The organism is Catenuloplanes nepalensis, assembly GCF_030811575.1.
GTDB classification, from domain to species: Bacteria; Actinomycetota; Actinomycetes; order Mycobacteriales; family Micromonosporaceae; genus Catenuloplanes; species Catenuloplanes nepalensis.
Genome location: NZ_JAUSRA010000001.1, coordinates 8,036,062 through 8,062,427 on the forward strand (window position 1 = coordinate 8,036,062; position 26,366 = coordinate 8,062,427).

At 69.3% G+C, this 26,366-nt stretch carries 16 protein-coding genes and 1 pseudogene; 10 read left to right on the forward strand and 7 right to left on the reverse strand.

Features of this window, described 5'->3' with window-relative positions; all coding sequences use genetic code 11:
• Positions 1-34: 34 nt before the first annotated feature.
• Positions 35-1,978 (reverse strand): DNA topoisomerase (ATP-hydrolyzing) subunit B, encoded by a 1,944-nt coding sequence (gene gyrB / locus J2S43_RS34825; protein WP_306836423.1) that lies wholly within the window; start codon positions 1,976-1,978, stop codon positions 35-37.
• 543 nt (positions 1,979-2,521) lie between these two features.
• On the opposite strand from gyrB, the gene J2S43_RS34830 reads away from it, so the two are divergent.
• Complete coding sequence (locus J2S43_RS34830) at positions 2,522-3,076, forward strand: hypothetical protein (protein WP_306836425.1); 555 nt, start codon at positions 2,522-2,524, stop codon at positions 3,074-3,076.
• 864 nt (positions 3,077-3,940) lie between these two features.
• Here the strand turns inward: J2S43_RS34830 and J2S43_RS34835 are convergent.
• From J2S43_RS34835 to dnaA, 5 genes are all read right to left on the reverse strand, one after another.
• Positions 3,941-4,489, reverse strand: coding sequence for a DciA family protein (locus tag J2S43_RS34835; protein ID WP_306836426.1), 549 nt, complete (start codon positions 4,487-4,489; stop codon positions 3,941-3,943).
• Positions 4,479-5,645, reverse strand: a complete 1,167-nt coding sequence (gene recF / locus J2S43_RS34840; RefSeq protein WP_306836428.1) for a DNA replication/repair protein RecF — start codon at positions 5,643-5,645, stop codon at positions 4,479-4,481. Before recF ends, J2S43_RS34835 begins: the two co-directional genes overlap by 11 nt.
• Before the next feature lie 80 nt (positions 5,646-5,725).
• Positions 5,726-6,595, reverse strand: a complete 870-nt coding sequence (gene gnd / locus J2S43_RS34845) for a phosphogluconate dehydrogenase (NAD(+)-dependent, decarboxylating) (RefSeq protein ID WP_306836429.1) — start codon at positions 6,593-6,595, stop codon at positions 5,726-5,728.
• 34 nt (positions 6,596-6,629) lie between these two features.
• Complete coding sequence (dnaN, locus tag J2S43_RS34850) at positions 6,630-7,763, reverse strand: DNA polymerase III subunit beta (RefSeq protein WP_306836431.1); 1,134 nt, start codon at positions 7,761-7,763, stop codon at positions 6,630-6,632.
• Positions 7,764-8,994: 1,231 nt separating this feature from the next.
• Complete coding sequence (gene dnaA / locus J2S43_RS34855) at positions 8,995-10,902, reverse strand: chromosomal replication initiator protein DnaA (RefSeq protein WP_306836434.1); 1,908 nt, start codon at positions 10,900-10,902, stop codon at positions 8,995-8,997.
• A 637-nt stretch (positions 10,903-11,539) separates the two neighbouring features.
• Here dnaA and rpmH point away from each other — a divergent pair.
• The 9 genes and pseudogenes from rpmH to J2S43_RS34900 all read left to right on the forward strand — a co-directional run.
• Positions 11,540-11,677, forward strand: a complete 138-nt coding sequence (gene rpmH, locus J2S43_RS34860; protein WP_306836436.1) for a 50S ribosomal protein L34 — start codon at positions 11,540-11,542, stop codon at positions 11,675-11,677.
• Between the two features lie 36 nt (positions 11,678-11,713).
• Positions 11,714-12,193: a ribonuclease P protein component gene (gene rnpA, locus J2S43_RS34865; protein ID WP_306836438.1), complete on the forward strand. Its 480-nt coding sequence runs from the start codon at positions 11,714-11,716 to the stop codon at positions 12,191-12,193.
• The gene (gene yidD / locus J2S43_RS34870) at positions 12,190-12,474 is read left to right on the forward strand and encodes a membrane protein insertion efficiency factor YidD (RefSeq protein WP_306836439.1); all 285 of its coding nucleotides are present in this window, start codon (positions 12,190-12,192) and stop codon (positions 12,472-12,474) included. Before rnpA ends, yidD begins: the two co-directional genes overlap by 4 nt.
• A complete protein-coding gene (gene yidC / locus J2S43_RS34875; protein WP_306836440.1) occupies positions 12,467-13,591 on the forward strand; it encodes a membrane protein insertase YidC in 1,125 nt (374 codons plus the stop codon). The genes yidD and yidC overlap by 8 nt, the downstream gene beginning before the upstream one ends.
• 102 nt (positions 13,592-13,693) lie before the next feature.
• Positions 13,694-14,266, forward strand: coding sequence for a Jag family protein (locus J2S43_RS34880; protein ID WP_370881696.1), 573 nt, complete (start codon positions 13,694-13,696; stop codon positions 14,264-14,266).
• A 159-nt stretch (positions 14,267-14,425) separates the two neighbouring features.
• Positions 14,426-15,148, forward strand: coding sequence for a 16S rRNA (guanine(527)-N(7))-methyltransferase RsmG (rsmG, locus tag J2S43_RS34885; RefSeq protein ID WP_306839661.1), 723 nt, complete (start codon positions 14,426-14,428; stop codon positions 15,146-15,148).
• 1,065 nt (positions 15,149-16,213) lie between these two features.
• A complete protein-coding gene (locus J2S43_RS34890; RefSeq protein WP_370881811.1) occupies positions 16,214-17,242 on the forward strand; it encodes an AAA family ATPase in 1,029 nt (342 codons plus the stop codon).
• A 147-nt stretch (positions 17,243-17,389) separates the two neighbouring features.
• Entirely contained in the window at positions 17,390-18,478 is a 1,089-nt protein-coding gene (locus J2S43_RS34895) for a ParB/RepB/Spo0J family partition protein (RefSeq protein WP_306839664.1), read from the forward strand.
• Positions 18,479-23,912: 5,434 nt separating this feature from the next.
• Positions 23,913-24,513 (forward strand): annotated as a pseudogene (locus J2S43_RS34900) (hypothetical protein); the annotation flags it as partial.
• Positions 24,514-25,406: 893 nt separating this feature from the next.
• Here the strand turns inward: J2S43_RS34900 and J2S43_RS34905 are convergent.
• Positions 25,407-26,360, reverse strand: coding sequence for a D-alanine--D-alanine ligase family protein (locus tag J2S43_RS34905; protein ID WP_306836445.1), 954 nt, complete (start codon positions 26,358-26,360; stop codon positions 25,407-25,409).
• Positions 26,361-26,366 lie beyond the last annotated feature (6 nt).

Consider the following 26,366-nt stretch of genomic DNA (forward strand, 5'->3'; position numbering starts at 1 on the left):
GATAACTCTGCGAGAGCGGCTGGGCCGCTCTCCGCTAGATGTCCAGGAAGCGCACGTCCTTCGCGTTGCGCTGGATGAACGAACGGCGTGCTTCCACGTCCTCCCCCATCAAGACGCTGAAAAGGTTGTCCGCGGTTGCGGCATCGTCGAGGCTCACCTGTCGTAGCGTCCTCGTCGCCGGGTTCATCGTGGTCTCCCACAGCTCGGGGTAGTTCATCTCGCCGAGACCCTTGAACCGCTGGATGTCGTCCGGCTTCGCGTTCGGCTTCTTCTCCTGGCGGAGCGCGATCAGGCCGTCCCGCTCACGGTCGGAGTACGCGTACTGTGCGTCGTCGCCCTTACGGTTCCACTTGATCTTGTAAAGCGGTGGCGCGGCCAGGTAGACGTGGCCCAGCTCGACCAGCGGCCGCATGAAGCGGAACAGCAGCGTCAGCAGCAGCGTCTGGATGTGCTGGCCGTCGACGTCCGCGTCGGCCATCAGCACCACCTTGTGGTACCGCAGCTTCTCGATGTCGAAGTCGTCGTGGATGCCGGTGCCCAGCGCCGTGATCAGCGCCTGGACCTCGTTGTTCTTCAGCACCCGGTCGATCCGGGCCTTCTCCACGTTGAGGATCTTGCCGCGGATCGGCAGGATCGCCTGCACGCGCGGGTCGCGGCCCTGCTTCGCGGAGCCACCGGCCGAGTCACCCTCGACGATGAACACCTCGGACTCGCGCGGGTCCGTCGACTGGCAGTCGGCCAGCTTGCCCGGCATCGAGCCCGACTCCAGCAGCGACTTGCGGCGGGCCAGCTTGCGCGCCTGCGCGGCGGCGATCCGGGCGCGAGCGGCCTGGGACGCCTTCGTGATGATCGTCCGGGCCTCGGCCGGGTTCCGGTCCAGCCAGTCGACCAGCCACTCGTTGCAGACCTTCTGCACGAAGCTCTTGGCCTCGGTGTTGCCCAGCTTGGTCTTGGTCTGGCCCTCGAACTGCGGGTTGGCCAGCTTGACCGAGATGATCGCGGCCAGGCCCTCGCGGATGTCCTCACCGGAGAGCTTCTCGTCGCCCTTGAGGATCTTCTTCTCCGCGCCGTACTTGTTGATCAGCGTGGTCAGCGCCGCGCGGAAGCCCTCCTCGTGGGTGCCGCCCTCGTGCGTATTGATCGTGTTGGCGAACGTGTAGACCGACTCGCCGTACGACTCGTTCCACTGCATCGCGATCTCGACCGCGATGCCGTCACCATCGGCCTCGAACTGGACCACGGATTTGTGGATCGGCGTCTTGGTCGCGTTGAGGTGGCGGACGAAGTCGGCGATGCCCTCCCGGTAGCAGAAGGTCACCTCGCGCTTGTTGCCCTCCTCGTCGGCCTGCCGCTCGTCCAGGATGTGGATGGTCAGGCCCTTGTTGAGGAAGGCCATCTCCTGGAGCCGGCGGTAGATCGTCTGGAAGTCGAACTCGACGATCTCGAAGATCGTCGGGTCCGGCCAGAACGAGACCGTGGTGCCCCTCCGGTCGGTGTCGCCGAGCTGCTCGATCGGGACCGGCTTCGACGCGTTGAAGTCCTGGCGCCAGCGTTTGCCGGCCTTGAAGATCTCCACCGAGACCCGGGTCGAGAGCGCGTTGACCACGGCCGCGCCGACACCGTGCAGACCACCGGAGACCGCGTACGCCTTACCGTCGAACTTTCCACCGGCGTGCAGCACCGTGTAGGCGACCTCGACACCCGGCTTCTTCTGCGTCGGGTGGATGTCGACGGGGATGCCCCGGCCGTTGTCCGCGACGCGCACGCCGCCGTTTTCCAGCAGCGTCACGTCGATCGTGTCGCAGAAGCCGGCCAGCGCCTCGTCCACCGCGTTGTCCACGATCTCCCACACCAGGTGGTGCAGACCACGCTCACCGGTGGACCCGATGTACATCCCCGGTCGCTTCCGCACGGCCTCAAGGCCCTCGAGCACGGTGAGTGAATTGGAGTTGTACTCCTGCTTTTCTTCCGCTGCCACCCTCGGCCACTTTCTCGCACCGGACGTCCCGGAGGGACGCACGACGCGGGTTCGGCGGGCGCACGGCGAGACGCACGGCCACCGGGGCCGTGCGGTCGACGCGGGAAGCCCGCGGATCGCGATCGGTGAGACGCTGCGGTCAAATTCCGGTTACGGAGTGTGTCTCCACGGCCAGCTCGTCCACGACGTCCCGATCGCTTCCAATCCTACTGTGCCCCGACGACATTCTCCGGGTACGGCATCCCCTTCCGGGCACCTGAGACCTCCGTAGCGGCGAGAACCGCCCGATCTCGAATCCCCCCACGGCCCCCGGTCTCCACGATGCGGCCAGCCGAGCGGCGCATATCGTAAGGAAAGCCCCGGTCCGCGTGAAAATACGTGCCGGTCCGTCACGCTGGGAAAGCAAGAAATGAGTGACGAAGCACGCAGGGGCGCTCCGGGTGCGCCGGGGTCGCGCTCGGCCCGTCCGGTCGCGTAACCTGCCCCGGCGCGGGGCGCTAGACGTTCGATGCTGTCCGAGGCGGTAAGGGAAGGTGACCCCCGATGGGGCTTGACAACGTCGCCGTGCAGTGGCCACGCACGGGCCGGTTCTACGACCCGGTGGCTCCCGCCGCGTTCGTGGACTTCGCCCAGCTCGCGGACGCACTGGAGGTGCCCTCCCCCACGGCCGCGCTGGCCGGCCACATCGCCGAGACCGGCTCCGTGCGCGCCACGGCCTATACCGAGCTCGTCGACCTGCTCCTCGGCCTCAACGGTGTGCTTTACGCCACAGAGGCCGCGAATGAGGACGAGGACCCGGTCATCGACCCGGACGGCTGCGCCTGGATCGCCGGCGGCCTGGAGAAGTTCGTCATCGGCCACGAGAAGCTCGGCGAGCTGGTCACGTTCGACACGGTCGGCGAGGTCCTGCGCACCGCGATCGCCGACAGCCGCCTCGCCGACCAGCAGTTGCGCTGGCTCGACACCCGGATGGACTCGCTGCGCGACGAGTCCGGCGGCGCGCCGCAGTGGGCCTTCCCGCTCTCCGAACTCGCGGTCCTGGCCCGTTTCTACCGCCGCTGCGCCGACCGCGCCTTCGCCGTCTACGCGGATTACTAGAACCACCAAAAATACGAAACAAAGTGATTTCCCGCTTCCGGCGCGGTACAGCCCGCATGGAGGCTTATCCAGCGCGGCGACCTCACGCCGCGTTGCCGCAGGCCAGCACCGTCGGGGCGCGGCGCGCTGAATAACCCTCATGCTCCCGACTCCGTTGCCCATTCGGCATCGGAAGCCGCGAGCCCTGCCCGGAGACCGGAGGCATCAGCCCGATATTTCGGATTATTTCCGCCATGGCTCGGACGGCGTCGAGCGGAAGCCGGTGTGGTGGTCGTGCTGTCGCGACCACTCATGCCCGAAGGATCATTGACCGACACGAAACAGAGGTCGAATATCGAAGTCGACCTCTCTTTCGTGTCGGTCAATGATCCTTCGCGGCGAGCCACCGCCGAATGGGCAACGGAGTCGCGCCCGCGGGCAAACCCGCGGCGGCCTCCGTCGCCGCTCCGGTCGCCGCGTCGGAGCCGGTTCCCGGGTGGCTCTCGACCCCCGCGGCTCCGCCGTCACCCATCGGGTTCCGGCCGCGCGCACAGAACCCGATGAGCGGTGCCTTCGCTTCAGCCGGGCCGCGCTTCAGCCGGGCCGCGACGGCCCGCAGAGTCCGACATTCGGGCATACAGAGATTCCGCCGGTTTTGTACGGGTTCGCCGCTGCTTTGCTCTGCTTACCTTGTCGCGGCCGTCCGGTTGGTGCCGTCGCCGACTGAACGATTCGGGCGATTCGTTCTGGTAAGCAGAGCAAAGCGGGCACGGGCGGGCGCGAGACCGGCGGCGGCGGTCGTCGCGCCGGCCCGCATGCCGGAGCAGCTGCCGGCGCTGGCCCGGGCCGGCGTGAAGATATGGATTCGGCGGGTTCGTGTGGAGCTCAGCCGTAGGTGTCGCGGGGGCCGCGGCCTCGGACGCGACGCGGGCCCTTGCTCCAACTGGGGGCGGCGGGGCCGTGGATGTGCAGCTTCTTGACCACGCCGTGGCCGACCTCGCCGGCGATTCGCTTGATCAGGCCGGCGGCGAGCAGCCGGAGCTGGGTGGCCCAGGCGGTCGACTCGGCCTCGACGGTGAGTTCGCCGTTCTCGAGTTTGACCGGACGGCTGTGTGCGGCGACGTCGGCGCCGACGATCTTGTCCCAGGAGCCGAAGAGCGAGGCCTCGGCGGTGGGGCGCTGCCAGCCGCGGGTCTGGACCAGGCGGTCGAGCATGTTGCCGAGCAGCTGCGGGTCGCGTGGGTCGGGGCCGGGGCCGGAGTAGCCGCGCAGCCGGCGGCCGGACTCGGCACCGGGGCGCGGCTGGGTGCGCCGCTGGCTGCGTGCGGTCTCGCGGCGGGCCTTCGCGGCGTCGAGAACCGCGCGGGCCAGCTCCGGACCCTGCAGCCCGTTCGGCGGTTCCAGCGGCTCCGGTGGCGGCTGATCATGCGACACGGTGGACCTCTCCCTCGGTCACGGCGTATCGGGCGCCACGCAGCCCCTCCGGGACGTCCTCGGCGACCGCGCAGGTGACCAGCAGCTGGGCCGCGCCGGCGACCAGGCCGGCGAGGCGGGTGCGACGGCCTGCGTCCAGCTCGGCGAAGACGTCGTCGAGGACCAGCACCGGCTCGATGCCGTCGTCACGCAGCAGGTCGTAGGCGGCGAGGCGGAGCGCGAGCGCGAACGACCAGGACTCGCCGTGGCTGGCGTAGCCCTTGGCGGGCAGGTCGCCGAGCGTGAGCAGGATGTCGTCGCGGTGCGGGCCGACCAGCGTGGTGCCGCGGTCGATCTCGGCGGGCCGCGCGTCCGTGAGCATGCCGGCCAGCATCGTCTCCAGCCCGGCCCGGTCCGGCAGCGGGCTGGGCGGGTCGCTGAGCCGCTCGGTACCGCGGCCGGAGGACCCGATCTTGTATCCGATGGCGGCCGCGCCCTTGCCGGCCGCGACCGCGTCGTAGGCCTTGGCGATGTGCGGGCCGAGCGCGGCGCACAGCTCCAGGCGGCCGGCCAGCAGCTCCGCGCCGTGCCGGGCCAGCTGGGAGTTCCACACCTCCAGAGTGGCCAGGTCGGAGCCGTCCCGGTCGCCACCGGCCCACTTGCGGCGCTGGTACGAGGTGCGCAGCAGAGCGTTGCGCTGCTTCACCACGCGCTCGTAGTCGGCACGCACGCCGGCGAACCGCGGCTGGCGCGCGACCAGCAGGTCGTCGAGGTAGTTCCGGCGTTCGCCGGGATCGCCGCGGACCAGCTCCAGATCCTCCGGCGCGAACAGCACGAGCCGCAGCGCGCCGAGGATGTCGCGGGCGCGGCGGACCGGGGAGCGGCCGAGGCGGGCCCGGTTCGCCCGGCCGGGGACGATCTCCAGCTCGACAAGCAGCTCGCGGCCGTCGTGCACGACCGCGCAGCGGATCACCGCGGAGGTGGCGCCGAAGCGGACCAGTGGCGCGTCCATCGCCACCCGGTGGCTGCCGAGCGTGGCGACGTAGCCGAGCGCCTCGATCAGGTTCGTCTTGCCGACGCCGTTCGAGCCGACCAGGACGGTGCCGCCGGGCTCGAGGTCGACGGCGACGCGCTCGTACGAGCGGAAGTCGACGAGTTCGAGCCGGCGGACGTACATCCAGGGAGATCCTTTGCCGTAGAAAAGCCGACGGGGGTGTGATCGCTCGATTGTCGCTCACACCCCCGCCCGGGCCGGACCTACCTCTTGACGGCGTGACCGCCGAACTGGTTGCGCAGGGCGGCGACGGCCTTGATGGCCGGCGAGTCGTCCTGGCGGGACGTGAAGCGGGCGAACAGGGAGGCGGCGATGACGTTCATCGGGACCGCGAGGCGAATGCCCTCCTCGACGGTCCAGCGGCCCTCGCCGGTGTCCTCCGCGTAGCCCTTGATGTTGGCCAGCTCGGGGTCCTCGTCGAGCGCGCGGTCGAGCAGGTCGAGCAGCCAGGACTTGACCACCGAGCCCTCTCGCCAGCTCTTGAAGACCTCGGGCACGTTGTGCACCAGCTCGGACGCCTTGAGCAGCTCGTAACCCTCGGCGTACGCGTGCATCAGCCCGTACTCGATGCCGTTGTGGACCATCTTCGAGTAGTGACCGGCGCCGACCGGACCGGCGTGCGCGAAACCGAACTCGCCCTCCGGCTTGAGCGCGTCGAAGACCGGCATGCAGTGCTCGACGTGCTGCTTGTCGCCGCCGACCATCAGCGCGTAGCCGTTGCTGATGCCCCAGACGCCGCCGGAGACGCCGACGTCCATGTAGCCGATGCCGCGAGTGCCGAGCTTCTCCGCCCGGGGCCCGTCGTCGCTGAACTTGGAGTTTCCGCCGTCGATGACGATGTCACCGGCGGAGAGAAGGCCACCGAGCTGCTCGATGATGTCCTCGGTGACGCCGGACGGCACCATCACCCAGACGACTCGCGGCGCTGCGAGCTTCTCGACCAGCTCCGCCAGGCTCGCCGCGTCGCTGATCTCGGGCCTCGGGTCGTAACCGACCACGTCGTGACCGGCGGCACGGATGCGTTCCCGCATGTTGCCGCCCATCCGGCCTAAACCAACCAGGCCGAGTTGCATTTCGTCCCCCTTGCAGTTGTTCAGCTTCCGCGTATCAGCGGGTTACCCGGATCGGCATGATCAGGTAGCGGTACCCAGTAATGATCTCGCCGTCTTCGCTCGCGGGGGACAACACGGCCGGTTTGAACGCGTCGACGAACGACAGCACGGCGGTGGGCGCGTTCAGCTGGTTCAACCCGTCCAGAAGGTACTGCGGGTTGAAGCCGATGGTCAGCGCCTCGCCGGTGAAGGTGGCGTCCATGGCCTCGCTGGCCCGCGCCTCCTCGGTGCCGCCGGCCTCGACGACGAGACCGTCCTCGCTGAAGCTGAGCAGGATGGGGGTGGTGCGCTCGGCGACGAGCGCCACGCGGCGGGTGACCTCCTGGAGTGCGGAGACCGAGACCCGCGCCTGCGCGTTGTGCGTCGCGGGGAACAGCGACCGGACCGGCGGGTAGTTGGCGCCGTCCAGCAGCCGGCTCGTCGTCCGGCGGGTCCCGCCGGCGAAACCGATCATGCCCTCGCCCGCGCCGCCCTGGGCGAGGGCCAGGGTGACCTGACCGCCCAGCGGGCCGAGCGTCTTCGCCGTGTCGTTGAGGGTCTTCGCCGGCACGAGCGCGTTGATGCTGATCTCAGGGTCCTCGGGCGACCACTCGATCTCGCGCATGGCGAGCCGGTAGCGGTCGGTGGCGAGCATGGCCAGCGTGGTGCCGGTCAGCTCCAGGCGCACGCCGGTCATCATCGGCAGCGTCTCGTCGCGGCCGGCGGCGATGGCCACCTGGCTGACCGCGGCGGCGAACGTGGCCGCGTCGACGGTGCCGGCGCTGGCCGGCATGTCCGGCAGGCTCGGGTAGTCCTCGACCGGCATGGTCGGGAGCGTGAACCGGGCGCTGCCGCAGACCAGCTCCAGGTGCGGGCCGACCGCGGCGATGTCCACCGGCTTGGCCGGCAGCGCCTTGGTGATCTCGGCGAGCAGGCGGCCGGAGACGAGCGCGGCGCCGTCGGAGTCGCCCTGCACGTCGACGCTGACCTGGCTGGAGACCTCGTAGTCGAAACCCGAGACCTGCAGCACGCCGTCGGTGACCCGCAACATCACGCCGGCGAGCACCGGCACGGACGGCCGGCTGGGCAGGCTCTTGGCGGTCCACGCCACGGCGTCGGCGAGCGCGTCGCGCTCCACTCGGAACTTCATGGCCACGTGCCTCCGGGTCGACTGGTTGGGCATCCCTATTCTGCCGGTCCAGCGCCAAGAGGTGGGTACGCGGGCCAGACCCTGTGCGGACCGGGTGCCCGGCCCTGACCTATCGAACCTTAGGTCGCCCCGATGACCTCTGCTTCCCCGCCCCCGGGCGTTTGCGCCATCCGCCAGCTCCTCCTCGATGCGCCCTGGATCTTGCGAGGCGAGGCGCGAGTTCAAGATCCTCCACAAGCTGATGATTGATCTTTCTTATATCTAGAAATAAAGAGAGTCGTAGTCATCGGTGCTGTGGATTCTGGGGAAAACCCAAGTTTTTGCAGGTCAGGAAGTTATCCACCGGTGAGTTTGCTGTGGAGAACCGGGGTATAACTCGGCAAGTTGTCCACAGGCCATCTGACGGCCATCGGGTTATCCACTGCGTAACCCCGGTTATCCACGTGTTTTCCACCGGGTTTCCCCACAGCTGTGGATTGTGGCGCGGGCGAGCGCGGCCCTGTGCATAAGAGTTATCCCCAGAACCTTCAACAGGTTATTCACACGGTCGCCGAGCCTGGGGACAGCCGACTACTGCGTGTGCACGTCCACAGCTGTTTCCACAGAAGTTATCCCCAGCTGTGGACAACCGGCATTGATGACCGGCGGAGGTTATCCACCGACTGTGCATAACTCCGGTGGATAGCCTGTGGACGGTGTGTGGACAGTGTGGACAACCAACCGATCGGAGGATGTGGATAGCCGCGGCCACCTGTGGATATGGGATTTCCGCTGTGCGCACTTGCGACCTGGCTATCCACAATCTGTGGATAGATGCCTGTGGAAAAGCCTCAAGATCTGTGGATGCCTGTGGACGAGGCTCGCACGCAGTGGACAAGCGGTGGATAACTTCTGGGGATAACTCCGGACACCGCCAGGGGCGGCCCTCGGGCCGACGCCATCGAAGACGCTGGTCACAGTTGAGTAACGGACCCGTGGCGGGCATCAGAGAGCCCGGAATACGGCCCGTGATCGCGGCGAGGGCACGTGGGGTCGGGCCGGCCACCGACGGATCGTGCAGGGAGGAGCGCCAGCGACGACCGTTGCCCGCGGGAGCACTGGGAAAGTGGCCACGCCGGAAGCGGGAAATCAAGAATTTGACCTGTGGGTACGGCATGCGGCCGCGCGGCATCGAAACGGCACGCCTGCCGGATCGAGCGGTTCCAGGGCCTCAGAATCCCCGGCGGCGCGACTACGAGTTCTGCTTGATCCGGTTGGTCAGCTCGGCGATCTGGTTGTAGAGCGACCGCCGCTCCGCCATCTGCTGCCGGATCTTCCGGTCGGCGTGCATCACCGTGGTGTGATCGCGGCCGCCGAACGCCTGGCCGATCCGGGGCAGCGACAGGTCGGTCAGCTCCCGGCACAGGTACATGGCCACCTGGCGCGCGTTCACCAGCACCCGGGAGCGCGAGTGCCCGCGCAGGTCCTCCAGGCTCACCCCGAAGTACTCCGAGGTCGACACCATGATCTGGTCCGCGGTGATCTCCGGGCCGGCGCCGTCCGGGATGAAGTCCCGCAGCACCTCCTCGGCCAGCGAGAGCGCCACCGGCGACCTGGTCAGGCTTGCGAACGCGGTCACCCGGATCAGCGCGCCCTCCAGCTCGCGGATCGAGGCGGAGATCCGGGACGCGATGAACTCCAGCACGTCCGGCGGCGCGGAGAGACGCTCCTGCGCCGCCTTCTTCTGCAGGATCGCGATCCGCGTCTCCAGGTCCGGCGGCTGGATGTCGGCGAGCAGACCCCACTCGAAGCGGGTTCGCAGCCGGTCCTCCAGCGTGGTCAGCTGCTTCGGCGACCGGTCGGACGTGATGACGATCTGCTTGTTCGCGTTGTGCAGCGTGTTGAACGTGTGGAAGAACTCCTCCTGCGTCCGTTCCCGGCTCACCAGGAACTGGATGTCGTCGATCAGGAGGATGTCGGTGTCCCGGTAACGCCGCTGGAACGCGCTGGTCTTGTCGTCCCGGAGCGAGTTGATGAACTCGTTCGTGAACTCCTCGGTCGACACGTAGCGCACCGAGCGGGCGTGGCCCAGCGTCGTGGCGTAGTGGCCGATCGCGTGCAGCAGGTGTGTCTTGCCCAGCCCGGAACTGCCGTAGATGAACAGCGGGTTGTACGCCTTCGCCGGGGACTCCGCGACCGCCACGGACGCGGCGTGCGCGAACCGGTTCGAGGAGCCGATGACGAACGTCTCGAACATGTACTTCGGGTTGAGCCGGTTGCCACCGGACTCGCCGCCGGGACGCGCCCGGTCCAGGCCACCGGGGCCGCCGGTCACGCCGGGGCGGAGCTCCCGCACTGCGCGGCCCGGCCCGCTGTCGCCGGGGCCGGTGTCCGCGGGGTCGTCGGCCATCGGCGGCGGCGCGGCCTGGCGCGGCTCGCGGCCGAACGGCGGCGGGGTGTCGTCGTTGAACGCGTGCGCGCGTGGGCGGGACTCCTCGCGGTGCGGCGGCTCGGGCCGCTCGTGCACCTGCGCGGGCTGGTACGGCGCGGCCGAGCGGTGGTGCTCGGGCTGCTGCATGCGCGGATCCGCGACCGGGGCCTGCGCTCTCGGCGGCGCGGCGAAGAGTGCGGCCTGCGGCTCATCGCGGTGGGCCGAGGGCTCCGGCGCGCTCTCCCGGCGGGCACCGTTCGGTGAGATCGGTGCGGTCTCCGGTTCGATGGCGCGCTGATCCGCGTACTCCGGACGGGCCGGGGGGCGGGAGTAGTCGTGATCCGGGTACGGCACCGGGTCGGCGGCCGGCGGGTCGAAGAGTGCCTCGCGCTCGGGGTAGGAAGGTGCGGCGTCCGGCGGGGGCGACGGCGATCCGTAGATCGTCCCGGCCGGGCGTCCGGCGCCGTCCTCGGGCGGGCGCACGGTCACCGCCACCTGTATCGGGCGGCCGAGCCGGCGGGAGAGCGCATCGGTGATCGCCGGGCGCAGGCGTGACTCGATCACGTCCCGGGTGAACGCGTCCGGCACGGAGAGCAGCGCGGTGTCCTCGACGATCGCGCGCAGCCGGGTCAGGCGGAGGTAGGCGCGCTGCTGCGCCGACACGATCTCATCGGCGAGATCGTCGGTTGCGGCGCTCCACACCGAGGCAAGGTCGACCGTGTCGGCCACCGTCCCGCCACCCCCATCGCTCCCGACATGACCGGTCGCCTGCCGGCCGGTTGCCGCTGTCGTCCTGTGGTCGCCGGGACCGTGGTTCCGCCGTCGGCCCCCCGCCGACACTGCTGCTGCCCACGTTCTTCACGACCGTCGTCCACAGGTTATCCACACCCTGTGTACCGACCGATTGTGGCTTACCGTCCGTTGCTGGTGAGATCGGCCGAGCTGCGGTGGCGCGGATGAAGGGTCCACCGTGCCGAACGACTTTCCCCCTCGTCCGGTTCTGGCCCTCCGGCGCGCCGCGGTGGCCGGGCCGCCGATGTCGCCACCGGCAAACGGGCACGCTAACAGCGATGCCCCCGCAGCATCAACCGCCGGACGGCCCGAGGGGACCCGGGTGGCGAGTAGCCGCAGTTCACCCGCGGTGTGCCGGGTCGGCGCGTTTTGACGCCCGGTGGTGCACCCGCGTACTCTGGGCAGGCTAATCGGCTGGCTGTGACGGCCCGCCGGGCGACTCCTGGTGCGGCCGGTTAGCATTGAGCAGAGACTTCGGGCCGTTTGCAAGATCACCTCCGGCCTCGGGGAACGCAGGGACAGACGACCTCCGGCTCGCAGAGCGTGCTCGGGCCGTACGAAGACGGAGTTTGACGTGAGCAAGCGCACCTTCCAGCCGAACAACCGCCGCCGCGCGAAGACCCATGGCTTCCGGCTGCGCATGCGCACCCGTGCGGGTCGCGCGATCCTTTCCACGCGGCGCTCCAAGGGCCGCGCCAAGCTGTCTGCCTGACGTCCGGCCCGCCGGTCAGGAGGGGGCAGGTCAGTCGTGTTGGCCGCAGCTCAGCGACTGCGGCGTAGCAGCGACTTCGCCGTGGCGATCCGTGCTGGCCGTCGGGCCGCGCGCGGATCCGTCGTCGTCCACCTCCACCTCGCCTCCACGGAAACCGTGATCGACTCCACGGAGACCATGGGCGCCGAGGGGACCGAGGGTCCAGTGCGGCAGCACGAGACGATCGAGCCGGTGCACGCCGCCGTTGCGGCGCGCGCCGGCTTCGTCGTTTCCAAGGCGGTCGGCAACGCGGTCGTCCGCAACCGGGTCCGCCGTCGCCTTCGCCACCTGGTGCGGGAGCGGCTGGCCGCGCTGCCCGGCGGCGCCACGCTGGTCGTGCGCGCGCAGCCGGGTGCGGCGCGGGCTACGTACCCCCAACTTGGTCTTGATCTTGATGCGGCGCTGCGGGCCGCTGTCGCCCCGCGCGCCCGCCGTCAATCGGACGGTGCGAAGCGACGCAGGGATGGTGCCGGATGAGCGATACCGAGCGTCCGCCCACGCTCGCGGCCCGTGTGCTGGCGCGCTGCGTCATCGCGTACCGTCAGTGGATAAGCCCGGCGCTGCCGGCACGCTGTCGTTTCTATCCGTCGTGCAGCGCATACGCCCTGGAGGCGGTCACGCGGCACGGAGCAGTGCGGGGGAGCCGGCTCGCGATCTGGCGGCTGCTGCGCTGCCACCCCTTCCATCCTGGCGGATTCGACCCGGTGCCCGACCCGGACCGCCGTCGCGCGAATGTGACTGGAGCCGGAGTTGTTTGACTTTAGCCTGGACCCGATCTACTGGGCGATCTCATGGATCCTGCTGAAATGGCACGCCGCCTGGGACTTCATCGGGGTGCCCGAGACCACCATCCTCGGCACCAACTGGTCATGGATCCTCGCGATCGTCTTCCTGGTCGTCACGGTCCGCCTGGTGCTCTTCCCGGTCTTCGTCAAGCAGATCAAGTCGCAGCGGGCGGTGCAGGCGCTCCAGCCCCAGCTCAAGGCGCTGCAGGACAAGCACAAGGGTGACCGCGAGACCCTCCAGAAGGAGATGGTCGAGCTCTACCGCAAGGAGAAGGCGAACCCGCTGATGGGTTGCCTTCCGATGTTCATCCAGATCCCGGTCTTCTTCGGCCTCTTCCACGTGCTCCGCCGCCTGGACCCCGCCAAGATGAACAAGACGCTGTACGGGTGGACCGCGGAGCAGTTCGACGGCGCGGCCAACGCGAAGCTGTTCACCGTGCCGATCGCGGGCAAGTTCGGCTCCACCACGGAGGAACTGGTCCGGCTGGGCGCGAACCGCGCCACCGTGATGATCGTCGCCGGCCTGCTGGTCCTGATCATGATGGCGACGACGTACCTCACCAGCCGTCAGATGATCCTGAAGACCGGCTGGGCCGAGGACCCGCAGCAGAAGATGATCCAGCGCCTGATGCTGTACGGAATTCCGCTTTCTCTGCTTGTTTCGGGCTATTTGTTCCCGATTGGTGTGATCATCTACTGGGTGTCGAACAACCTCGTCACCCTCGCTCAGCAGCAGTGGGTCCTCCGGAAGTTCCCGCCGCCGGCCTCCGCCACGGCCGGCAAGACGACCGGTGGCTCCGCCGCGTCCCGCCAGAGCGAGCCCGCCAAGACCGGCCTCTTCGGCCGCAAGAGCGCGCCGGCCGAGCCCGTCAAGCCGTCCGTCGACACCAAGGCGCTCGCCCCCAAGCCGGGCGCCAAGCCGGTCCGCCCGGGCAGGGCGGCCCAGGCCACCAAGACCCAGGCGAACGGTGCGACCCCCGCCACGCCGGCCAAGCCGGGCGGCACGCCCGGCAAGAACGCGGTCGGCCGCACCGGTGGAGTCAGCTCCCGGCCGAAGAAGAGCAACCCGTCGGCGAAGCCAAAGGGCTGACGACCCCCACAAACGTGCCCGACGTCCCGGCCCGCGCGGCCGGGACGCCGGGGAACCAGCGGACCGGTGACGGTCCGGCCCAGCGAGTACGGAGATGACACCGTGACCGATACCAGCACTCCCCACGCTGACCAGGACCTCGAGACCGAGGAGGTCACCGCCGAGGTCGAGGGCGAGGACAGCGAGGAGACCAAGGAATCGGAAGGCCCGTCCGACAGCGACCTGTTCCGTCAGAGCGAGATCGCGGCCGACTACATCGAGGGTCTGCTGGACATCCTCGACTACGACGGCGACATCGACGAGCTGGTCTCCGCCGGTCGCCCGATGGTCGAGGTCGTCGGCGGGCGGCTGCAGCCGCTCGTCGGCCAGCGCGGCGCGACCCTGGAGGCGCTGCAGGAACTGACCCGGCTGGCGATCTTCCGGGCCACCGGCACGCCCAGCCGGCTGCTGCTCGACGTCGGCGGCTACCGCAACGCCCGGCGCAAGGAACTCGCCTCGGTCGCGCGCAACGCGATCGAGAAGGTGCGCGAGCACGGTGAGCCGGTCCGGCTGGAGCCGATGTCCGCGTTCGAGCGCAAGTGCGTGCACGACGTGATCAACGCGGCGTCCGGCGTGGAGAGCGAGTCGGAGGGCGTGGAGCCCAGCCGCCGCATCGTCGTTCGGCCGGTCGACTGATCCGTGCGCGATTCCGCTTCCAGCGGCTCGGAGGGCGTCGTGCCTTCCGAGCCGCTGTCGTCTGACACTGTGTCCTCCGCGTCCGGCTCTGAGCGGGCCGGCGAGTCCGCGGCTTCGGCCGTACCCGCGGAGGAATTTGATCTTTCGCTTCCGGAGGCGTTGCGGCCGGCGGCCGAGGCGTTGTTCGGGGACCGGCTGGCGCTGGCCGCGGCGTTCGCCACGCTCCTCGGTACGGACGGCGTGGTGCGCGGGCTGATCGGGCCGCGCGAGGCGCCACGCATCTGGGAAAGGCACCTGCTGAACTGTGCCGCACTCGCCGAGCTAATCCCTTCCGGCGCTTCCGTCGTCGACGTCGGCTCTGGGGCCGGTTTGCCCGGTATCGTGCTTGCGGTGGCCCGTCCTGATCTCACGATCGCGCTGGTCGAGCCACTGGCACGACGGACCGCCTTCCTGGCGGAAGCGGTGACGGCACTGGGCCTGGACGACACCACCACGGTGATCCGGGGCCGCGCCGAAGAGGTCGTCGGGGGCCCCCTCTCCCCCGCCGACGTCGTCACCGCACGGGCGGTCGCGCCGCTTGACCGGCTCGCGGGCTGGTGCCTGCCCCTCACCGCCGTCGGCGGACGGCTGCTGGCCCTGAAGGGGTCGTCGGCCGCGGAGGAGATCGCGGAGCACCAGAGCGCGGTGAGCCGGCTGGGTGGTTCCACGCCGGTCGTCCGGCTGTGCGGGGAGACGCTCCTCGCCGCGCCGACGACCGTGGTGGAGATCGTCCGGGAGCGGGCGGTCGTGCCGGCACGGTCGGGGAAGGCATCCCGTCCGGAGCGCCGGTCCTCGTTCAGGACCGACGGCGGCTCCGGGGGCGGGAGGAGACGGAGGGGCTAGATGCGGGGTCGGCGGCGCGGTAAGCGGAAGGCCAAGGGCGGGCGGTCGTCCGTGCCGTCGGCGTCGTCGGTGCCGGGCTCCGGGATCGGGTCGTCCGGTGCGGCGGTGCTGGACGGCCCCGATCGGCTCGATGCCGGTGGGCTGAGTGCGGGGTCCGGGGCGGGTGCGTCTCAGGCCGGTGCTCCTGGGAGCGGTGCTTCTGAGGCCGGTGCTTCTGAGGGCGGTGCTTCTGAGGGCGGTGCTTCTGAGGGCGGTGCTTCTGAGGCCGCTTTCGTCGCGATCGGTGCGTCTCGGGAAGGTGTCTTCGCGGCCGGTGCGTCTTCGGCTGGTTCGTCCACGGCCCATGGATCTGGAGCCGATGCGCCTGTGGCGGACCCTTCCAAAGGGTTGGCTCGTGCGTTGGCCGGCGGATCAGCCGGTGGGCCGGGCCGTGCATCAGCCCGGGGGAAGGAGTCGCGGCGGAAGCGGATGCTGGATGCTTCCGGTGGCTCGGCGGCGACGGAGGGAGCCGGCATCGGCCCCGGTTCTAGGCGATCTCCGTCCGGACTGCTGGCCTCCAGCCCGTTGGATGCCGGCCCGGCACCGAGCCCTGCGTCCGCTTCAGCCGCGCGCGTTCTCGATTTTCCGGCGCCCGTGTCCGTACCCGTGGCGGCGGTTCCGCTTCTTCCGGCGACCTTCAGTGCGCCGCTCTCCGCGTCGCTCGCCTCCAGCATGGCGTCCGGCCTTCGGCCGCCACCGCCGGAGATCGACCCGCTGCTGGAAGCACCGAACGGCACTGGCTGGCCGGATTGTGAGGCGCGCTGCTCCGGCGTACTGCGGCTGACGCCTGGTTTTATGGTCTTCAGTTCCGAGGCGCTCTCGTTTCCCGTGAAACATGGCCCGGATGGGCGTGGTCATGGGCGCCCCACCGCCGTAGGCTGGCCGCGCGTCGATAGTGTGGACTCATCCGAATTTGGCAGGGATGACACGGTGCAGGACTACGGAAGCTATCCAGGCTCCTCCTCTTACCCTGTTTCACGTGAAACGCGCTATGACGGCTCGCCGGGCGAGCACTCGTACGGCAGGATTGATCCTGCCCCGGTAGGACCGGGTCGATTTGAGGGCGAGGAGTATCCGGTGCCGCAACCGCGGGTGGGAAACGGCTACGGCGGACCCGAACTGCCGGCTGAGACAGACAGCGACCCCTACGTTTCACGTGAAACGTCGGCTCCCGCCGACGTGGATCTTCCTTTGGCCATGGAGGCGTTGCGCGCCGTGCAGATCCTCAATCCGAGCGGCGAGGTGACGATGCCTCGTCCGGCGCACCCCAGGATCATGTGCGTCGCGAACCAAAAGGGCGGCGTCGGCAAGACCACCACGACCGTCAACCTCGCGGTCGCGCTGGCACTGCACGGTAACCGCGTGCTGGTGGTCGACCTCGACCCGCAGGGCAACGCGTCCACGGGTCTGAACGTGCCGCACCACGCGGGCGTGCCGGACGTCTACGACTGCCTGATCGACAACGTGCCGCTGGCCGACGTGGCCCAGGGCGTCGAGGGCATCCCCAACCTCTGGTGCGTGCCCGCGACGATCGACCTGGCCGGCGCCGAGATCGAGCTGGTCTCCGTGGTCGCCCGCGAGTCGCGCCTGTCGCGCGCGATCAAGAGCCACCCTGAGCAGTTCGACTACGTCTTCATCGACTGCCCGCCGTCGCTCGGCCTGCTCACGGTCAACGCGCTCGTCGCCGCGCAGGAGGTGCTGATCCCCATCCAGTGCGAGTACTACGCGCTTGAGGGGCTCAACCAGCTGATCAACAACATCAACCTGGTTCGCCAGCACCTGAACCCGACGCTCGACGTCTCCACCATCCTGCTGACCATGTACGACCGGCGTACCCGCCTGGCCGACGCGGTCGAGCAGGATGTGCGGAACCACTTCGGCGACAAGGTGCTGCAGGCCGTCATCCCCCGCAACGTGCGCGTCTCCGAGGCGCCGAGCTACGGGCAGTCCGTCGTCACGTACGACCCGGGGTCGCGCGGGGCCACCAGCTACTTCGAGGCCGCCCGCGAGATCGCCGAGCGGGGCGCCAAGGAAAACCTGGGCCGCAACGGGTAGGCGCCGCGGCGCGCTTTAGCATGGTCGATTCCGGGACGGCTACATCGCCGGCCCGTGGTGTGTGGCACTGTGGTTGATTCGGGCGACTTGGTGGCCGTCGCGGGTGGCGCGGCGGTGGCGGTATTCGGAGCAAGGAGAAGCGGGCACATGAGGAAGGGTCCTAAGGGCGGGCTCGGGCGTGGACTCGGAGCCCTGATCCCGACCGCGCCTGCGGCTGAGACGGTGGCCGTGCCCGCACCGGCCGCTCCACCGGCTCCGTCGGCTCCCCCCGCTCCCCCGGCCCCGGCCGCTCCGGCGCCGGTGGCTTCGGTTGCGCCCCCTGTGGGGCCGGCCGCTGTGGAGCCCGTCGCTGTCGAGCCGGCCGTCGTCGAGCCGGTCATGGTCGCCGAGCCGGATCTGGCGCCGGTGCCCGGTGCCCGGTTCGCCGAAATCTCGGTCACCGACATCGTCACCAACCCGAAGCAGCCCCGGCACGTCTTCGACGAGGAGGCGCTGGAGGAACTGAAGATCTCCATCCAGGAGGTCGGGTTTCTGCAGCCGATCGTCGTGCGGGAACTCGAGCCGGGCAGATACGAACTCGTCATGGGTGAGCGGCGCTGGCGGGCCGCCCAGGCGATCGGCCGCGAGACCATCCCCGCGATCGTCCGGGAGACCAAGGACGACGCGATGCTCCGCGACGCTCTCCTGGAGAACATCCACCGAGCCAACCTGAACCCGCTCGAAGAGGCAGCCGCGTACCAGCAGCTGCTCGAAGAGTTCGGCGCCACGCACGACGAGCTGGCCCGCCGGATCGGCCGCAGCCGCCCGCAGATCTCCAACACGATCCGCCTCCTGAACCTGCCGCCGCAGGTGCAGCGTCGCGTCGCCGCCGGCGTTCTCTCCGCCGGGCACGCGCGGGCGCTGCTGACGCTGGAGGACGCTGACGCCCAGGACGAGATGGCGAAGCGGATCGTGAACGAGGGCATTTCAGTCCGGGGCACCGAGGAGCTGGTGCAGCTCGCCCTGAGCGACGGGCCAGTCGCCAAGAAGGCGGCGCAGCGGCGAGCGAAGCCGCACGCGCCGGCCCTGACGGATCTGGCCGACCGTCTCTCGGACCGCTTCGACACGCGGGTGAAGGTAGACATCGGCCGAAGCAAGGGCAAGATCACGATCGAGTTCGCGACCGTGGACGACCTGGAGCGCATCGTCGGAATAATCGGCGTCGAGCGCCGCGAGGACGAGGACGAGGACGCCTGACCGATCTACCTTGACGTCACGCCATTGGCTCGAAGGGTTACAACCCTTCGAGCCTTTCGCTTTCCGGGGGTACGCACGAGCGCGGCGCTGGTTTCACGTTTCACGTGAAACAGGAGGAGTATGCGATGGGCGCTGGGAGGCTCACGACGGTCCCACGGGCTGCTTCTGCGGTAGCGAGTGAGGGCTCGCCGGCGGCAGACCGCCAGAGATCATCTGAGCGGGCAGGGGTTGTTTCACGTGAAACCAAGTTCGGCGTGGACGAGGCGCCATGACTAATCGCCTGGTTGTCTACACCGGAAGGGCGCTCCCCCCGCTGCTCGGCTTCGGGGGCGTCGACGAGGACTCCGTCCGCGGCACCTTATCGCTGTTGCCGCCCGGAGGGTGTGGCCTCCGGCCTTGTTGACGAAGACCGGTGCTCGCTGTGGAGCGCCCCGGTTTCTCTCGGCGGGAGCCCGGCAGCCAACCGTGACATTAAACGGGGCGGCAGTGCGCAGACGTTTGCGCGCGGAGGAGACAGCAGCGCGGGATGCCGAGGATCAGCCACTGCCGTGTCCTCCAACCAGCGCCGCGGAAGAGCTGGCTGATTCGGCGCTCGATTTGGTAGCTGATTCCTGTTGAGCCGTATGCGGTCGGAAGGTTGAGGTCGGTCGGGCTTCCACCTGACAACGGCGATCAGATCGTGGCCGAGGTCCGAGATCCAGGCTCGAACCCGGGAGCCTGCGAGCCGCGATGGTCAGACTATCGAAACCGTCGGTGTTCATCGGGGCTGCCGGGGAATCCCTCAGGCGGGAACGGCACCAGCGGCAGCCCGCGTGGGCGTCCTGGGCACGGCGATGTGCTGCTGCCCCTCGGAACCGAGCGGCATGAACGTTCTCGTAGTTCTTCAGCCGGGACGGCGCGGTACGGCCACCACCCGGCGATGATGGCACCGGCGGATCTGCCAGCGTGTCGAGTGAGGCATCTACGTCCCCAGGGCCAGCGGGCGCACCTGTCCCCTCCGCTTCGTTCAGTAAGCGGGCACGGAAGCGGCCTACTCGTCATTCTTCAGAGACCGCGTACGGATCCGGTCAGCCTCCCGTATCCGCAGTCCCTGCGGGGCGTCGTCCGCGGCCCACTCGACAAGCATCACGCTCATAGCGCCATGGGCGCGATTCTTACGAACACCGGTCCTGCCGGATTCAGGCGCCATATGCCCGAGCACAAGGCTGGTGCGAGTACGTTGACTTGGCACCGGAGATTGCTTGAGCAGACGATGAGTCGCACGTGCTGGCGACGCCGTTGGCCTTTGCAGGTTCACGGCACGTTGCCGTCGGCTTCTCGGGCTCCCGCATCTCGTCGTTATTCGTGGGGAGACCGCCGATCGGATTCGCCACCGCGGTCGTCGGACCGAACGGTCGGTGCATGAGACGAAGCGCCGCAGAGGCCAGTGCGGTCAAGAAGGGCCGAGGAGGTGGGAGCGGTCCACTAGGCGGTTTGAGCGTCGATCAGGTGCGGCCGTCTGATACCACCGACGTTTCACGTGAAACATAGCTCTCAGAGGTGCTTCCACGACACCTCTCAAGGCAAGACCGAGGGCCGGCTCGGACACGTGCAGAGCCGATCCAAACGAAGGGTCCGCGAGTCAACGGTGGCGCTGAGGCCGTCTCGATACCCGACATCAAGCTCGTGGCCGTACCCGGTCAACGCGAAGAGCCCCGACCCCATCCGCTGAGTCCTTAGGGAACGGCACTGACGAGAGGCACAGGTCGGCGCGGCGATCGAGCGTTACACCTCCAGAAGGAGGCCTCCGCCTCGGACAGCGTCAGAAGCCCTCAGTCGTCACTGGGCCTCGACTCAGCCGGAGCCCCGGTGCGCATCTTCGCATCATCATGGCGAAGTCCGCACCAGCCGGGTCGACGCCTTTCCGCGCCTCGTCGCGAACGCGGGTCAAGGGCTACAGGCGAGCCAACGAATCTGGCGTCTCCAGCCCTCCGCCGTAGGCATCCTCACCGCCGCGGAGTCCGGCGCGTTCTCGATACGAGGTGTCCCGATCAAGGCTCTCGCCAAGGAAGTGTGTGGTGGATGCCGTCGAGGCGAGGCGAGGCGAGGCGAAGGCGAGGCGAGGCGAGGTCTGGTGTGCGGCGCGGAAGTCTGCATACCGGTGCTGTATGTGGGCTTGTGCGACGTGTTGCCAGGTGTCGCCTGGCCACACGTCGCAGGCCGGCGAAGATCCGCCTAGCCCGGCCGACCTCGACAAGCCGGACCTGTTCTCCGTCTCAGGACCCTTCGGGCCGGCAGCCGAACGTAACGGCGGCCAGCGCATCCCCCGCCGACCGCCGGATTCTGCCCGTCAGCGGCCGGGTCTCGCCGTTGGCTGACGGGTTCAACCACTGGCCGCCTGTGTGCTGGAGCCGGTCCGCGAGCCGGCGAACGCGCGTAGATCTCGGGGCGTGGACTCAACGCCGCCTAGGCCTCCGGTCGGCAGCGAAGAACTACCAGTCGTGTCAGCTGGCCTCGAGCACCGTGCAGCTCGTGATCGCCGACGAGTGTTTCTATACCGCGTGCTATCCCCGGTCCGGCTCCGGGATCTCTGGGCGCAGGAAGAAGGCGCGGCTCGAGTCGGCGTTACCTACGCCAGGACGTCGGTCGGCCCGGACCATCCGTCATCCTCCGGCGGGTGGCCGGGCGCCTGCCGGAGATGTCATCGTCCTGAACTACATACGCTCAGCGGTGATGTGGCTGTGAACCTCGTTCGGTGCTGCGACGAGTTCGGTTGGCTCTGTCGCTTCGTTCCCGTGCACCTTGCCGCTCGCATGGGCCCATATCGAGCGTCAGAATCGCGTGCCGCTCAAGTCGGTCCGAGACGTCAGAGCGCCGAGGCATAGTCGTCGGTTCAAAACGGCATGACGTTTCACGTGAAACTGCGGGGCGCGGGGCGCGGGGCGCGGGGCGCGGGGCGCGGGGCGCGGGGGCGCGGGGCGCGGGGCGCGGGGCGCGGGGCGCGGGGCGCGGGGGGGCGCGGGGCGCGGGGCGCGGGGCGCGGGGCGCGGGGCGCGGGGCGCGGGGCGCGGGGCGCGGGGCGCGGGGCGCGGGGCGCGGGGCGCGGGGCGCGGGGCGCGGGGCGCGGGGCGCGGGGCGCGGGGCGCGGGGCGCGGGGCGCGGGGCGCGGGGCGCGGGGCGCGGGGCGCGGGGCGCGGGGCGCGGGGCGCGGGGCGCGGGGCGCGGGGCGCGGGGCGCGGGGCGCGGGGCGCGGGGCGCGGGGCGCGGGGCGCGGGGCGCGGGCGCGGGGCGCGGGGCGCGGGGCGCGGGGCGCGGGGCGCGGTACCCACTCGTCGACCGGTCAAGCGGCCTCCACTACAGCGCTTCCAACAGCTGGCTCACGCCCTTGCCGCGGGCTTCCCAGCCTGCACCGTGCGGCTATCTCGGGCCAGCGGTCCCAAGGCATCAACGCGCACCCCACCCCCGCCAGCCTTGACCAGCCGTCCTTTCTCCGATCCACACCATGCCGCCCATGCAGCCCGGTACTCAATCCATAGTCCGCATAGATCCGGTCGGGCTCTACAAATGCAGCCTCTGCACACGAACCGGCAACGGGATTCAGACGCCCCGCGCCCCGCGCCCCGCGCCCCGCGCCCCGCGCCCCGCGCTCCGCGGGTTGGCTATTCGATCGCTCCCGTGTGCCGGACCTGGCCTTCGAGCATCGCGCAAGTTGCTCGTCGAGCGCGGGCTGGAAGGAAAGGTCGCTAACCCTCCGATAGGAGGGTCTCCCTCAGCACCGAAGTGACCGCGCTCCAGCCTGCGGGTTGGGCCGCTGTGTGTCCGAATCTTGAGTGGCTTCCGACGATCGTGGGCGTCGCGCCGCTACCGCCGAGAGCCGACTGATGGACAGGTAAGGCGATGAGGGCTACGCACTCGGTTGGCATTGCGCCTGTGGGTTGTTGGCCGGCTAGTGGAGCGGTCATGTGTCGAGGTGCGCCGCGTGCCTTTGACTCGGACTCCTGCATCGGCGGCAGGATCCCGTACTAACGGCCACGTCCCCGTTGCCGGCATTAGTGGATCAGGGACGACGGCCGCTCGACGCAGACTAAGGATGCCGCCCACGGAGTAGAAGGTGTCCGCGATGGCTCGACCGAGCGAAGGATGATGTGGCCCTACACCGGACCGGACGCGGATGCTGCCAAGCACGAACGCCCCTCCAGGCGATGGCCTCGCCAACCGAGATCGGAAGCTGCGATCTCCTTGCTGTGGAGCCGGCGTTCTTGGTTGTTCGACGCCGACGCGCCTTACTCGACCGGGCGGGGTCGACCGCGTGGGACTCGATGGCGTGCCCCGACCACGTGGACCCGACCACGTGGATCACCTGCTTGACGCACGACTCGCGCGCTGGCGCTGTTCGAAACGGTCAGTCGCCGAAGGCGATCTGTGGAACACGGCTTCGTCGAGATGCGGATCGGAGCCGGACTGGCCGCTTGGCATCGGAATAGACCGAGCCCAAACGAAGGATGCCTTCAATGACGCGGTCGCTTCCCACCACACTCGGTGCCAGGTAAACGGCAACGATCTCTTGCACGGTTCCGAGCGATGACACACTCACGATTCCGCCGACCGGCAGCGCGGCTCCGGGGACTATGAACCTCCTCCTCCGCTGCCGCGCTGCCCTGCCGGCCTGCTGGCCCAACGGCCTGCCGGCCCACCGGCCTGCCGGCCTGCCCGAGCAATATCAGCCGCCGCGCTGACGCTCAGATTGCAGGGAAGCGCGCGTTCCAAGTCGAGGAACTGAGTCTGTGTACAGCCCTCAGGCGAATACGTGAACGGCCGGTGCCGTCTGTCGCGTGTGGGAGCGATGCAGACGCCGCCGTGTTTAAGCCTGGGCCACCGAAGAGTTGCCTGGCCGCACCGCGCAACTCAGCAGGGGTGACATCTTCCGTCAGCCAGCCGGTTCTTCTGGTGAGCGGCACAGATGGAAGGCTCTTCTACCGCGAAGAATGCTCACTAGTCGCCTGCGGCGTGCCGCGCCCCGGTTTCACGTGAAACCCGTTCGCTCGCCCGTTTCACGTGAAACCCAGAGATCGACTCGGGTGGCAACGGTGACCCGCTATCCACTGACCCTGTGGAAAACTCGGCCCGCCTACGAGGCGCACACGCCGCCTCGAAGTTATCCACAGAAGTTATCCACAGGTGGCCGCGTTTCACGTGAAACAGCGCGTCAGAGGGCCTGTCGGCCTGTGGATGAAGGCGGTGGATAACCATCTTCGAGCCGTCCACGCAGGGTGTTTGATCGCCTCCGCTGAGGTGGGCATGCCGGTTGGTTATCCACAGGGCGCGAAGAGTGCCTGTGGATAACTTCGTGAATAACCGGGGTGGTCCATCCAGCTCAGGACGCGGTCGTGGCGTGGGACGACGCAGCGGAAATGAGGTAAGGACATCGGGCGGCAAACCCGTTAGGGTCAGCGTCGTGCCCCACACCCCTTCCCCCGTGCCTGAGTTCACGAAGTGGCCGTCGTTCCCCTTCGAAGGCGACATCCGCGTGAAGCAGATCGACGACCCGGTCGAGGTCGAGCCGTCACGCAAGGGCGAGGACTCGGCAGACTGCGTCGCGTGTGCCGCGCCCGACGAGGCGTATATCTGGGTCAGCGACCGCTGGCGGGTCCGCGCCATGGACCAGCCGTCCGGCCTGCCCATGGTTCTGATTCTGGAGTCCCGCTCACACCTGGACCTCGGTGACCTGCCGAATCTACTCGCCGCCGAGCTGGGCGTGATGACGGTCCGGCTGGAGCGCGCCATCCGCTCGCTGGACGGCGTCGCGCGGGTGCACGTCAACCGCTGGGGCGACGGCTCAGCACACCTGCACATGTGGTTTCTCGCGCGCCCGTATGGTCGGCTCCAGCTACGCGGCACGTTCCTCTCGCTCTGGGACGCGATCCTTCCGCCGATTCCGGAGATGCAGTGGCGGGAGAATCTCGCGCTCGTCGCTGCCTGGCTCGCCGAGTTCGGTGGCCGTCCGCTCGCCGAGCCGCCGCACATCCAGTGGCAGGCCCCGTCCAGCTTCGCCGCCGACGGCGACTCCGACCCTGCGGGAACGAACGCTAGCGCCGACACCGGCGGGTCTACGGCACCCACCGAGCCGATCAGCTCGGTCGCCGCGCTGGAGGAGCCAGACGACGAGGCCGCCGCAGCCGAGGCCACCACGACTGAGGCCGAGACCAAGGCCTGACCGGGACCACCAACACAGATCGACTCAGGTTCGTCGGCGGGTGAGCATCTCGTCAAGGATGAGCCTTCGTGGGGCACCGGCGCGCTCCGCTTCTCGAACGCGCCGGCACCACGGGTGCAGCGAACACCCCCAGCACCGCGCGCGTGCACCCGGCACCCCAGCACCACGGGCGTGCAGGGGACACCCCAGCAGACGGGGCGTGCAGCGGACACCCCAGCAGTACCGCGGTGCGTGCAGCGGACAACCCCAGCACGAACACGCACGCAGCCAGCAACCCCGGTACCGGCCGCTGGGCCGGGGCCTCCAGATCCTTAAGTAGCCCGCAGCCGTTCCACGCGGCGATGCGGCAATCCCCGAGCAGCGCCGGAAGCAGCCGAGATCGTGAGAGCGGGTCAGTGTGCGAACAGCCGCGGGGGTGGATCGCGAACACGGTCAGCGGACAAGCGACTCGTGGCAACCGACCGGCCCGCTGCGGACGTAACCGCACGCCTGCGGATCCAAATCTCGTGGTGGCGCGGATCCGGAGGCAGAGCGGCGGCGGCAGCGGTTCAGGGCCGAGACCCTGCCGGTGCCGTCCGGTCCGTGGGAGGCGGCCGATCGGACGGCGATCCGATCACGCAGGCGAAGAGCGAGCCCTGGCACCGCGGAGAAAAGCCGCCCGAACGCTTCTGTCAGAGCCATTCTCTCGCGATTTTGGATCGAGTGACTTTCCCGCATCGCCGCTTCGCAAACCGGTCAAATGCCCCGGCGAACCGCCCGCTCCACCAGCCCGCTCAACACTTTGCCCAAATCGAGCCCCGCGGCCCCGACCGCCAGCGGGAGCAGTGACGTCTCCGTCATCCCCGGCGACACGTTCACCTCGAGCACGTGCGGCACCCCGTCCGGGTCGACGATCAGATCCACCCGTGACAGGTCCCGCAGGCCGAGCGCCTCGTGCGCCGCCACCGCGACCGCCGACACGTCCGCCGCGACCGCGGGCGACAACCGGGCCGGCGCATGCCACGTCGTCAGCCCCGCGGTGTATCGCGCGGCATAGTCGTACACCCCGTCTCGCGGCACGATCTCCACGGCCGGCAGCGCGGCCGGTCCCTCGCCCAGGTCGATGACCGACACCGCGATGTCCGACCCGGCCACGTACTGCTCGACCAGCGCGGTCGAGTCGTACGCGAAGCAGCCCACCATCGCGGCCGGCAGCTCCGCCGCCGCGCGCACGACCGAGGCGCCCAGACCGGATCCACCCTGCGCGGGCTTGACCATCAGCGGTACGCCGAGCCGCTCCACGATCCGGTCCAGCACCGCGACCGCGCCCAGCTCGGAGAACCGGTCGTGCGGCAGCGCCACCCAGTCCGGCGTACTGATCCCGGCTTCGCGCAGCACCGCCTTCGCGGACGGCTTGTCCCAGGCCAGGCGCGCGGTCCGGGCGTCACACCCGACGTACGGCACGTCGAACAGGTCGAGCACGCCGCGTAGTGAGCCGTCCTCACCGGTGGCGCCGTGCAGCGCGATGACGACCGCGTCCGGCGGATCCGCGCGCAGGCCGGGAAGGAGCGCGACGTCCGCGTCCCGGAGCTCGGTCTGCACGCCCGCGGCGTGCAGTGCGTCGACGACCCGGCGGCCCGACCGGAGCGAGACGTCCCGCTCGTAGGAGAGGCCGCCGGCGAGAACCAGGACACGAAGATCGCGAGACATGCCGTC

Bases quoted from the DNA above. Each gene is read 5' to 3' on its own strand.
- J2S43_RS34830 (WP_306836425.1), top strand. From the start codon at position 2,522: ATGGGGCTTGACAACGTCGCCGTGCAGTGGCCACGCACGGGCCGGTTC.
- recF (WP_306836428.1), bottom strand. From the start codon at position 5,645: ATGTACGTCCGCCGGCTCGAACTCGTCGACTTCCGCTCGTACGAGCGC.
- gnd (WP_306836429.1), bottom strand. From the start codon at position 6,595: ATGCAACTCGGCCTGGTTGGTTTAGGCCGGATGGGCGGCAACATGCGG.
- dnaN (WP_306836431.1), bottom strand. From the start codon at position 7,763: ATGAAGTTCCGAGTGGAGCGCGACGCGCTCGCCGACGCCGTGGCGTGG.
- yidD (WP_306836439.1), top strand. From the start codon at position 12,190: ATGAGCGATACCGAGCGTCCGCCCACGCTCGCGGCCCGTGTGCTGGCG.
- J2S43_RS34895 (WP_306839664.1), top strand. From the start codon at position 17,390: ATGAGGAAGGGTCCTAAGGGCGGGCTCGGGCGTGGACTCGGAGCCCTG.
- J2S43_RS34905 (WP_306836445.1), bottom strand. From the start codon at position 26,360: ATGTCTCGCGATCTTCGTGTCCTGGTTCTCGCCGGCGGCCTCTCCTAC.